A 10,603-nucleotide genomic window follows, 5' to 3' on the forward strand; every position below is an offset into this window, starting at 1 on the left:
CTCTTTATGCTCTATCACTCTCACACCCTTAAGCTCCCCCGACATATCAATACTCATAATCAAACGTATAGGGCCTGTATATCCATCAGGCGCCACAACAGGCAATATTAGGTGGGTAGGAAGCTGATCTTTTAAAGCGATGAATGCCTCTACTGGTTCAATAGTCCCCAAGGCTTCAGATGGAGCTAGTGTAAAGGCATCATCGAGTAATTCATTATCGAACTCAGAAAGTGGCACAATCTGCAATAAGGCCTTTGACCTTGCTTGCTTCACCTGCTCTGCAATTTTCTCTTTCGTCCCCTGTTGGGTAAAGGCAATTAAACCGGCAGTAATAATTGCGAACAAACCCAGCCCCCACGCAGACCGAAGTATCGACAAGCCCAGGGTGTCTATCGTTTCAGAAAGCGGTTCGCCCAGCTCTTCTCGTTCGTCAGTTGGATTAAGCTTATCAGTCATCTCTTAAGCCTCCTCTTTCTGCTTGGCGCCGCGTTTTGCCGACTCATAGCCATAAGTTCTTGGCTGCGTATAAACATCAATCAGGGGTGCTGCAAAATTCATCAATAGCACAGCGAAAGCAAAGGCATCAGGGTATGCACCATAAACGCGAATAATATAGGTCAGTAAACCGATACCAATACCAAAAATCAAACGGCCACGAGTCGTGGTACATGAGGTAACGGGATCCGTTGCTATAAAGAAAGCTCCCAGCATGGTCGCACCAGACAGCATATGCAGGCTAAGCGGTGCGAACTGGTCTGCATCATAGCCCAAGACAAGCGCTGGCAAGGCCAAGCCAAGGATTACTCCCAAAGGCGTCTGCCAAGGTATGATCTTTTTCACAAGTAACACCAGGCCACCTGCCAGGAACATCAGATTTACCCATTCCCAACCCAAGGAAAATCCGGCACCAAATACCGGATTTTGCAGAACGACATCCGCAGTAGAGTGTGCAATTTCATGCTTATAGACATCCAAAGGCGTCGCCCCACTATAACCATCTGCTATGGTACCACCCCATATTGCATCAAGCGTTGCTCCCAGCGTTGCTGGAGAGTCCAATAAAGTCTGCGGTGTTGCCCAATTGGTCGTCATCGCTACAGGAAAAGATACCAGCACCAAAGCATAACCCACCATTGCCGGATTAAAGGGGTTATACCCCATTCCTCCGTATAAGTGCTTGGCAAAAACAATAGCAAATGCTGTCGCTACCAAAGATACCCACCAAGGCGCAAAAGGAGGCAGAGCAATCCCCAGCAACACTGCTGTTACAAGCGCACTGTAGTCGTTAAGGTAAAACATAACAGGGCGCTTACGAATCTTCAGAATCAAGATTTCGCAAACAATCGCCACCACGCTGCACCAAAGAACATTGTGCAAGTTGCCCCAGCCGAAAAAAATCGTCTGTGCAATCAGGCCGGGAATAGTCAAGCCGATGACCCAGCGCATCATGTTTGCAGTTCGATTAGAACCTTTCGCATGCGGTGAAGTGAGCGTCAACAATGCCATCTTAGTTACCATTCTCTTGTGATTTCTGCACATCGCCTACTTTAGCGCGCGCACTATTCAGTTCATCTTGAGCGACTTTTACCCGCTGCTTGTTTTTATCAACGGCACGGGTTAATTTCTCGACTTGCTCTGGTTGAGCATTTGCTAAAGCGTCTTCCATCTTCATTAGCTTTGATTCCGCCTTTTCCACAGCTAGACTCAAAGCATCCAGATCAGGCAGTTCTTCCTTTTCACTTTCTTGTGAGCCTGACTGAGTCGAAGCTAATGCCTGTTGTGCCTCCTCGAATGCCTGTTTGGCTTGCTCAACACGCACTTTGTTCTTGTCGACAGCACGGGTTAGTTTCTCTACCTGCTCGGGCTGAGCATTTGCAAGTGCATCTTGCATTTTTGCCAACTTAGATTCGGCTTTCTCAAATGCTAGCTGCAACTCATCTACAGCAGCTTGATCTATGCCCTTAGCCTCACCCGCTTCTTCACTTTGCATCGCAGGTTCTGAGTTTGCTTTTTCCCAGGCTTGCTTAGCCTGGTTAACTCGCATTTGGTTCTTTTCTACAGCTCGGGTTAATTTCTCTACTTGCTCAGGATTATTTTCTTTTGCCGATTCAAGTGCATCGAGCATCTTATCCAGTTTCGATTGCGCCTTATCCCAGGCAGTTTTTAACTCTTCCGGGCTTTGCTCTATTGCTTCTGCAACTTCCTTAGCTTTCTTTGCTTCCGCTCTAGCCAAAGCTTCCGCAACCGCCGCTTTCTTGGCATCTATCTCTGGCGCTTTCTCTGGGGCCGCAGCAGCCTGAGCCTTTTTCTCTGCTTGCGCTTTCGCAGCGGCTTCGGCTCTGGCTTTACGCTTCGCCGCTTTTTCAGCCGCTTCACGATCGAGACGCTCTTGACGTGCTTCAAAACGCTCGCGCGCCTGATCCGACTTCAACTGATCAGCGCGCTGCTGCTTAATTTCACCTTTAGCATGACGATAATACTGAACAAGAGGAATCGAACTTGGGCAAACAAAGGAACAAGCACCACACTCAATACAATCGAACAAATTGTGATGCTCTGCCTTTTCATATTCCTGCCCGCGCGCAAACCAATACAGCTGCTGAGGCAAAAGCTCTGCAGGGCAGGCTTCAGCACACAAGCCACAACGAATACAGGCTTGAGCCGGCTCAGGCAAAGGCATTTCTTTTAGATCAGGAGCCAGAATACAGTTAGTGGTTTTCACGACGGGCACATCAGTATCTACTAGATTGAAGCCCATCATCGGACCACCCATTATCAGGCGTTCGTACTTGGCCGGTTTGTAATCATACTGACTCAATAGCCAACTAATCGGCGTCCCCAGAAGCACTTCGACATTGCCACGTTTGCCTATTTGCTGCCCGGTTAAGGTCGTAATCCGTGAAATAAGCGGCTCACCAAAGCGCACGGCACGATACATTGCAACGACTGTACCTACGTTGTGACAAACCACACCAATATCCGCAGGAATCTTAGCACTCGGCACTTCCTTCCCGGTAAGGATTTTTATCAGCTGTTTTTCACCACCGGAGGGGTACTTGGTTGGCACAACACAAACTTCAATGGTGCAGTTGCCGGTTTCAATACTCGCCAAAGCTTGCTGAAGAGAACGAATCGCTTCAGGTTTATTATCCTCAATACCAATCAAACACTCTTTCGGCTGAAGCACTTTGATCAGCAATCGAAGCCCTTCAACAAGTTGATCAGCCCGCTCACGCATCAATCTGTCGTCTGAGGTAATGTAGGGTTCACACTCTGCCGCATTCAGAATAAGCGTAGAAATGTCTGCACCTTTTGGAGGGTTAAGCTTCACATCACTTGGGAAACCAGCTCCGCCCATTCCGGCAATCCCTGCAGCACGAACTTTCGCTCTTATTGTGTCAGCATCCAGAGATAAGTAATCCTCACTCGCATCCAATTCACACCACTGGTCCTGGCCGTCTGTCTTCAAGGTAATACATAAATCTGAATTACCAGAAGGGTGCGCCACAACTTGCTCAGCAATACTTTCTACCACACCTGAGCTGGGTGCATGCAAGCCGACACTGATATAACCGTCTGCTTCAGCCAATAACTGGCCTTTTTTTACTTGTTGACCCACTTCAACCAAGACCTTGGAGGCTTGACCAATATGTTGCTGTAAAGGTAAAACAAGTAGTGGCGGAATGCCCGCCTCAGTAATCGCTGTCTCGCTCGATAGCGACTTCATTTCCGCCGGGTGAATACCACCATGAAAGTCTGATAAGGAACGTCCACTCGTGGCAATGATCTGTGTATTGTTCTGTGTCATGGCACTCATACAGACTGCACCTCCACAGGCTGAGACTTATCCGTAGCAATAATATGTACAGGCTTGGGTAAGTCCCAATGCCATGCTGATAGCCCCTTATCTACTGGCACCATATCGATACAATCTACCGGGCAAGGCTCTACACACAAATCACACCCAGTACATTCAGATTCAATAACTGTATGCATGTGCTTAGCCGCCCCTAAAATCGCATCGATAGGACACGCCTGGATACACTTAGTGCAGCCTATGCACTCATCTTCACGAATTACTGCGACCTGCTTGGCTTTTTCTTCACCGTGCTCAGCATCCAAGGCCATCGGTTCAACGTCTAATAAATCGGCCAGGGCCTGAATAGTCGCTTCGCCACCGGGAGGACATTTGTTGATATCTTCGCCCGCAGCAATACCCTCAGCATAAGGTCGGCAACCTGGGTGACCACATTGGCCACATTGAGTCTGAGGTAATAAACCGTCGATCTGATCAACGATTGGGTTGCCATCAACTTTAAACCTGACGGAAGCAAAACCCAGTAATGCGCCAAAAACAACAGCTAGCGCTAATAGCGCGACAATGGCGGTAATAACAATACTCATCTAGATATTCACCAAACCAGTAAAGCCCATAAAAGCGAGAGACATCAGCCCCGCCGTGATCATACCAATAGCTGAACCTTTAAAAGGCGTTGGCACATCAGCCACAGCAATACGTTCTCGCATTGCTGAAAATAGGATGAGCACTAAGGAAAAACCAAGCGCGGCACCAAAGCCATACATAATCGACTCAACAAAGCCGTTCTGCTTTTTAATGTTTAACAGCGCCACACCCAATACTGCACAGTTAGTGGTAATCAGCGGCAGAAAGATCCCAAGTACTCGATAGAGTAAGGGGCTGGTTTTACGAACAACCATCTCGGTAAACTGCACGACCACAGCAATCACCAAAATAAAGGTAATGGTCTGCAAGTACTCCAAACCTAGCGGCTGTAATAAGTAGGTAAAGGCCAAATAACTGCATACTGAAGACAGAGTCAGGACGAAGGTTGTCGCCAAGGACATCCCCATCGCTGTTTCCAGCTTGTTGGATACCCCCATAAACGGGCATAACCCCAGAAACTGAACCAGTACAAAGTTATTCACCAGAATCGTACTGACAAGAATTAGCAAATATTCAGTCATTCATTTCTCTCTAAAATTGAGACCCGTTATTATCCTTTTTAGTGCCACAAACCCAACTACATGATTCTCATGCCTGGCTGTGCACCGGAATGAGGCTCAAGCAACCAGATATCTTTGCCACCAGGGCCTGCAGCCAATACCATGCCTTCCGACATACCAAACTTCATCTTACGAGGTTTAAGGTTCGCTACCATAACCGTTAGCTTGCCAATCAAATCTTCTGGCTGATAAGCCGACTTGATACCAGAGAATACTTGCTTTTGCTCTGTTCCCAAATCCAAAGTAAGTTTCAGTAGCTTTTTAGCCCCTTCAACATGCTCTGCGTTCTTAATCAATGCAACGCGTAAATCCACTTTGGCAAAATCATCAAACTCAATTTCTGGCGCAATTGCCTCACCACCAGGCAAATCACTTTCTTCAACTGGCTTCTCTTCTTTCTTTCCTAGCTGCATTTCTGCCGCCGCAGCTTCTTTAGAAGCTTCAACCATCTTATTGACCTTATCCATTTCGACACGCGTCATCATCGGCTTAAACTTGTTGATTTGATGATCTAACAATAGCTCGGTACGCGCATCCCAGTTCAATTCAATGTTTAAGAAGCCTTGCGCCTTTTCAGTCATACCCGGTAGCACTGGCGCTAAATAGGTCATCAGCTGGCGGAACATATTGATACCATTGGAGCAAATTTGCTGTAGCTCAGCTTCTTTGCCTTCTTCCTTGGCAATCACCCAAGGTGCCTTTTCATCGATATACTGATTTGCCAGGTCAGCAAGCTCCATAATCTTACGAATCGCCTTACCAAACTCTCGACCTTCGTAGAAAGCTGCAATCTCGTCACCTGCATAGATAAACTTCTGAAGCAGCTCGGTTTCTTCACAACTCGCTGCTAACTTGCCATCAAAACGCTTAGTAATAAAACCGGCACAACGGCTGGCAATATTCACAACCTTACCGACCAAGTCAGAATTAACACGTTGCGCAAAATCTTCCAGATTCAAGTCCAGATCATCGACCGCATTAGTCAATTTGGCCGCAAAGTAATAACGCAGGTATTCAGGGTTTAGGTGCTCTAAATAAGTACGCGCTTTAATAAATGTGCCTCGTGACTTGGACATCTTCTTACCATTTACGGTAACGAAGCCATGAGCATGCACCGCATTCGGTGTACGATAACCCGCGCAGCTCAGCATTGCTGGCCAAAATAAAGCATGGAAATTAACGATATCTTTACCGATAAAATGATAAAGCTCGGTATCTGAACCTGCCTTCCAATATTCGTCGAAGTCCAAACCCTCTGTCTTATCACACAAATTTTTGAAACTCGCCATATAACCGATCGGCGCATCCAGCCATACGTAGAAGAATTTACCTGGCTGATTTGGAATCTCGAAACCGAAGTAAGGCGCATCGCGGCTGATATCCCATTCTTGCAGACCTGAATCCAACCACTCCGCTAGCTTGTTAGCAATTTGTGGCTGTAAGGCACCACTACGCGTCCACTCTTTAAGGAAGTCGGAAAAATCAGGTAATTTGAAAAAGAAGTGTTCAGATTCTTTTTCAATCGGTGTCGCACCGGAGATTACTGACTTAGGGTCAATCAGCTCCATCGGCATATAGGTCGCTGCACAGACTTCGCAGTTATCACCGTACTGATCTTCTGCCTTACATTTAGGGCAAGTACCTTTTACGTAGCGATCAGCGAGAAATAGATTCTTCTCAGGGTCAAAAGCCTGGGTAATGCTACGCGTGGCAATCTTGCCGTTAGCGGCACACGCCTCGTAGATAGAAGAAGAAAGAGCTTTATTTTCTTCGGAGTGGGTGGAGTGATAGTTATCAAAATGAATCTGGAAATCAGCAAAGTCCTGCTGATGCTCCGCTTTTGTTTTATCTATCAGCTGCTCTGGCGTGATGCCTTCCTTCTCGGCACGCAGCATAATGGCTGTACCGTGTGCATCATCTGCACAAACATAGGTACATTGCTCACCACGTGATTTCTGGAAACGAGTCCAGATATCGGTCTGAATATATTCCAACAAATGACCCAGGTGAATCGGGCCGTTAGCGTAAGGAAGGGCACTGGTTACCAGAATTTTTCGCACTGAATTCTCTTCTCTTGTAGATAAACAATTGCCCACGTAAGTTGGAAATAAGAACTCACTGGACAATCAAAACAATTCGGGAGTAAAAACCGCGCTATCATACCTATCTATTGGACATTTTTCATCCTGATATCGTGGTAAAGTTTGTTTCCAAACCAGGACGCTTAAGATTATATCCTCAAGAGACAGAAATTAGCCCTGCCCTTTCGTGCTATTTATTCTTTATAATGCGCCTTTCTTTCAAGAACCTTAGCAATGGTAGCAACATGTCATCAGTTAATCAGCGCGAGCTAGAAGATGCGATTAAAGGCTTTAATGACCCTTATCTAAACAAAGATTTGTTTTCCTTGGAGGCCATCAAGTCCCTTACTTACGACAATAAGCAAGTAAAGCTCGATATTGAAATGCCTTACGCCTGCAAAGGTACTTTAGGCGCAATGCAGCAGATACTTACGAGCAACCTGGAGTTTGTTGATGGCGTCGAAAGTGTCGATATATCTGTCTCTTTCAAAATAAAGGCGCATAAAGCGCAAGGCCAGGTTCCTGCTTTCGAACGCGTCAAAAACGTCATTGTGGTAGCGTCTGGCAAAGGTGGTGTTGGTAAAAGCACCAGTTCAGTTAACCTGGCACTGGCACTCGCTCAAGAGGGCGCAACTGTTGGTATTCTTGATGCTGATATTTACGGCCCAAGCGTAGGTATGATGCTGGGCATTCCAGAAGGCCAACGCCCTGAAACTGAAGAAGAAAAGTTCTTTGTGCCTATCGAGGCTCATGGCATACAGGCAATGTCGATGGCCTTTCTTGTAGATAATAACACCCCCATGGTTTGGCGCGGCCCCAAAGTTAGCGGTGCTTTGATGCAACTAGCCACGCAAAGCCTATGGAATAACCTGGACTACCTGATTATCGATATGCCACCAGGCACGGGTGACATCCAACTCACCTTGGCGCAGAAAATCCCTGTAACCGGCTCCGTTATTGTCACCACACCTCAAGATATTGCCTTGCTTGACTGCAAAAAAGGCATCGAGATGTTCCGTAAAGTAGACATTGACGTACTAGGTGTAATCGAGAATATGAGCACTCATATTTGTAGCGAATGCGGCCACCATGAACCCTTGTTTGGTGAAGGTGGCGGTGCACGTATCGCACAGGCTTATCAGACCGAAGTACTTGGGGAGATGCCTTTACACAAAACCATTCGTGAACAAACCGATGCAGGCCAACCAACCGTTGTGGCAGAGCCTGATAGCGAAGTGTCTCACTTATATAGAGATATAGCGCGCAAGGTTTCGGCAGCAATTTCGCAGAAAGCACTCGACCCAAAACGAGCCTTCCCGAATATTGTTGTTAGCCGGGGCTAATCACCAAGAAACAGCAACTAAGACAATAGACACTTAATTTTATATCAGGATACCTCCTATGCAATGGCTTAATGACGCTGCTCAAGCAATTAATCTGGAAGCCCAAACAGCGGCAAGTACTCGTCAGGGGCAACTAACCAAGCCACCCGGTTCATTAGGCCAGCTGGAATCGCTAGCAATCAAATTTGCTGGCTTACAAGGCAAGGAAGTACCCACTATAGACAAGATCATGATCCGTATTTTTGCTGCAGACCACGGTGTTGTTGATGAAGGTGTTTCGGCCTTCCCTCAAATCGTGACAGGTGAGATGGTAAAAAACTTTGCCGCTGGCGGTGCCGCGATTACCGTATTAGCTCGCCAATTGAATGCTGATTTCGGCGTAATTAACCTAGGCACAGTCAATGAACTCGCTCCCTTAGATAGCGTGACTGACCAGCGTATTACTGCCGGCACCGCGAACTTCTGCCAGCAAAGCGCGATGAGCGAGGAACAACTAAGCCAAGCACTAGAAGCCGGGGCTCAATCAGCATCACAAGCAAAAGAGTTGGGTATCGAGCTGTTTATTGGTGGTGAGATGGGCATAGGTAATACCACCAGCGCTTCCGCTTTAACAGCAGGCTTGACTGACTTACCTGTGGAGCAGCTCATCGGAAGAGGAACGGGTATTGATGACGAAGGTATCCAGCGAAAGCTCAAGGCTGTACAACAAGGCTTAGACCTTCACAAAACCAGTGATACGACAGCAAGCGAACTATTGGCCAAGCTTGGCGGCTTTGAAATTGCCGGACTGGTTGGCGCCTATATTCGCTGCGCTCAACTGGGTATTAGCGTTTTGGTAGACGGTTTTATCAGCTCGGCAGCAGCCTTAGTAGCAACGCGAATTAACCCCTCTATTCGTCCCTGGTTGTTTTTCTCTCACTGTTCAGAAGAAGCCGGTCATAAACACCTATTGCAAACACTTGAAGCCGAACCCTTGCTGAGTCTAGGTATGCGGCTGGGCGAAGCTAGTGGTGCCGCCGTCGCTGCGCCCCTCTTACAGTCTGCCTGTCTGCTTCATGCCCAAATGGCAACCTTTGATCAGGCTGGCGTCAGTCAGTAATTTGAGCTGCCATAATCGCCTGCTACACACGGAGCATTTTTTGTGAGCCAACGAGAAACACCCGCTGCTAATCAAATTAAAGCGGCGATCATTGCCCTTCAATTCTTGAGTGCAATCCCTGTTGGCCAGCAATCTGCTCCGACTGAGAAAGAGATAGGCGCATCACTCAGCTGGTATCCACTTGTTGGTCTATTGCTGGGTATAATCTTGTGCTCAGCATCATTACTTTTGAGCTTTGTTTTTCCAACACTTCTAAGTGCGGCTCTAATCTTAACGCTATGGGTAGTGCTTACCGGCGCTCTACATCTCGACGGTTTTGCCGACAGTGCTGATGCCTGGATGGGTGGGCTTGGCTCAAAAGAAAGAACTCTGCGACTTCTGAAAGATCCAACATCTGGCCCAATTGCTATTGCAGCGACTGTTTTATTAATGCTTTTGAAGCTCTTAACTATTGAGCTAATCATCAATCAGGATATTTGGCTGCTTATCTGGCCCCTGGTATTTGCTCGCATCAGCGCCAGCCTGCTATTTGTTACCACACCCTATGCACGAAAAAGCGGTTTAGGAAGTGCAATTGCCGAGCACAAGCAAGATCACCAAGTTTGGCTTGGTTCTATCATCCTCATGCTCGCTTCCTGCTACTTTCTAGGCTGGGCAGTCATCATCCCCCTGCTATTCGTAAGCTGCTTAAGTTTCTACTACTTGCGCTCTCGCATGATGAAGCGGCTTAAAGGGTGCACAGGTGATACAGCCGGCGCCATGATCGAGATACTCGAATGCATCACCCTGCTAGTTCTCGTTGCCTGCCAATAAATATAACAAGGAAATAACACATGTACTTTTCAATTTGCCTCTTATTGGCCTTGTTCCTCGATAAGGTCTTTGGCGAAGCCAAGCACTTTCATCCTCTCGTTGGCTTTGGCAATCTCGCCACCGACCTTGAGCACAAGTTAAATAGCGGGTCCGGCAAACGGCTTAAAGGCATCATTGCACTGACATTCCTATTAGTGCCTACCGTTCTACTCGCTTTCTATTTGGAGTTACTTACACTCAGC

At 47.2% G+C, this 10,603-nt stretch carries 9 protein-coding genes and 1 pseudogene; 4 read left to right on the forward strand and 6 right to left on the reverse strand.

From position 1 onward, the window contains the following. The 6 genes and pseudogenes from A3757_RS22525 to metG form a co-directional block, all read right to left on the reverse strand. Positions 1-456: pseudogene (locus tag A3757_RS22525) on the reverse strand (hypothetical protein); the annotation flags it as partial. 3 nt (positions 457-459) lie between these two features. Continuing rightward, the gene (rsxD, locus tag A3757_RS22530; protein ID WP_068512028.1) at positions 460-1,506 is read right to left on the reverse strand and encodes an electron transport complex subunit RsxD; all 1,047 of its coding nucleotides are present in this window, start codon (positions 1,504-1,506) and stop codon (positions 460-462) included. A gap of 1 nt (position 1,507) precedes the next feature. After that, entirely contained in the window at positions 1,508-3,817 is a 2,310-nt protein-coding gene (gene rsxC, locus A3757_RS22535; protein ID WP_231872230.1) for an electron transport complex subunit RsxC, read from the reverse strand. Further along, a complete protein-coding gene (gene rsxB, locus A3757_RS22540; protein ID WP_068512026.1) occupies positions 3,814-4,404 on the reverse strand; it encodes an electron transport complex subunit RsxB in 591 nt (196 codons plus the stop codon). The genes rsxC and rsxB overlap by 4 nt, the downstream gene beginning before the upstream one ends. Next, a complete protein-coding gene (rsxA, locus tag A3757_RS22545; RefSeq protein WP_068512022.1) occupies positions 4,405-4,986 on the reverse strand; it encodes an electron transport complex subunit RsxA in 582 nt (193 codons plus the stop codon). Between the two features lie 56 nt (positions 4,987-5,042). Beyond that, the gene (metG, locus tag A3757_RS22550) at positions 5,043-7,085 is read right to left on the reverse strand and encodes a methionine--tRNA ligase (protein ID WP_156490485.1); all 2,043 of its coding nucleotides are present in this window, start codon (positions 7,083-7,085) and stop codon (positions 5,043-5,045) included. A 266-nt stretch (positions 7,086-7,351) separates the two neighbouring features. Between metG and apbC the strand changes: the two genes are divergently transcribed. From apbC to A3757_RS22570, 4 genes are all read left to right on the forward strand, one after another. Beyond that, entirely contained in the window at positions 7,352-8,449 is a 1,098-nt protein-coding gene (apbC, locus tag A3757_RS22555; RefSeq protein WP_068553740.1) for an iron-sulfur cluster carrier protein ApbC, read from the forward strand. A 58-nt stretch (positions 8,450-8,507) separates the two neighbouring features. Further along, complete coding sequence (cobT, locus tag A3757_RS22560; protein ID WP_068553739.1) at positions 8,508-9,548, forward strand: nicotinate-nucleotide--dimethylbenzimidazole phosphoribosyltransferase; 1,041 nt, start codon at positions 8,508-8,510, stop codon at positions 9,546-9,548. Between the two features lie 42 nt (positions 9,549-9,590). Then, positions 9,591-10,361 (forward strand): adenosylcobinamide-GDP ribazoletransferase, encoded by a 771-nt coding sequence (locus A3757_RS22565; protein ID WP_197470230.1) that lies wholly within the window; start codon positions 9,591-9,593, stop codon positions 10,359-10,361. 20 nt (positions 10,362-10,381) lie between these two features. After that, positions 10,382-10,603, forward strand: a 222-nt coding sequence (locus A3757_RS22570) for a cobalamin biosynthesis protein (protein ID WP_197470231.1), incomplete at its 3' end; no start/stop codon positions are given.

Source organism: Oleiphilus sp. HI0117 (genome assembly GCF_001635235.1).